Origin of the sequence: Xanthomonas maliensis, assembly GCF_009192945.1 — a bacterium.
Classification (GTDB): domain Bacteria; phylum Pseudomonadota; class Gammaproteobacteria; order Xanthomonadales; family Xanthomonadaceae; genus Xanthomonas; species Xanthomonas maliensis.
The window spans coordinates 1-956 of the sequence record NZ_NSET01000086.1 but is presented as its reverse complement, the minus strand read 5'-3'; the positions used below and the strand labels follow the sequence as shown (position 1 = coordinate 956).

General features: G+C 57.6%; 1 protein-coding gene. It reads left to right on the top strand.

The window, feature by feature from the left end; genetic code table 11:
* Positions 1-180 precede the first annotated feature (180 nt).
* Positions 181-947, top strand: a protein-coding gene (locus CKY51_RS20875) for an IS5 family transposase (protein WP_152249872.1) whose coding sequence is annotated in 2 segments (ribosomal slippage) — positions 181-496 and positions 496-947 — 768 coding nt in all. Because the reading frame shifts where the segments join, the coding sequence is not laid out codon by codon here.
* The last annotated feature ends 9 nt before the right edge of the window (positions 948-956 follow it).

Here is a 956-nt window from a genome sequence, read left to right as displayed (position 1 = left end):
CTGCGCCTGCAGCGGCGCGGTGGCGCCCAGCACCAGGGCGATGGCAACAACGAGAGGCTTCATAGCGGGTTCCCCGAAAGATGTGGCACGACCCTACCGATCGCCGTGCGGGACGGCAATCGGCCTAGGGCCTGTTAACACTAATTGCGCCAATGGCTCAGATGGTGAACACTGTCGCCCATGGAAATCACGCCGGAACAGTTCGCCCTGATTGAGCATTGCCTGCCAACGCAGCGAGGCAATGTGAGCATGACCAATCTGCAAGTAGTCAATGCCATGCTCTATGTCGCCGAGCATGGCTGCAAATGGCGCGGATTGCCCAAACGCTTTGGAAACTGGCACACGATCTATACACGTATGCGCCGATGGGCCAAGGCTGGGGTGCTGGATCGGATGTTTGAGGAGTTGCAGCGTGAGCAAGTGGTGCGCATCAAGATCGAAGTCGTCTCGTTGGACAGCACGAGTATCAAGGTGCATCCAGATGGGACAGGTGCTCTAAAAAAAACGGTCCACAGTCGATCGGAAAGTCCCGAGGCGGATGGAACACCAAGATTCATATGGTTGCCGCGGATGCTCGAACGGCCGTGACGTTTTGCTTGTCGCCTGGCCAGGCCGGCGATGGACCACAAGGCCGCAGATTGCTCGAAAGCCTGGGGCGCACGAGTCGGCCTGTCCATCTGTTGATGGACATGGCATACCAAGGCGATGAGACGATTCAGTTGGCTCTGGATCTTGGGTTCATTCCGGTTGTTCCGCCAAATCCGCAGCGGCTGAACCCGTGGGAATACGATCGGGAAATGTACAAACGGCGCAACGAAGTGGAGCGACTGTTCCGCCGCCTGAAGGGATTTCGACGCATATTCACCCGCTTCGAGAAGCTCGACGCAATGTTCCTGGCCTTCCTGAACTTCGCCCTCGTGGCAGATGGGCTGCGTTGGTTGTGTTAACACGCCCTA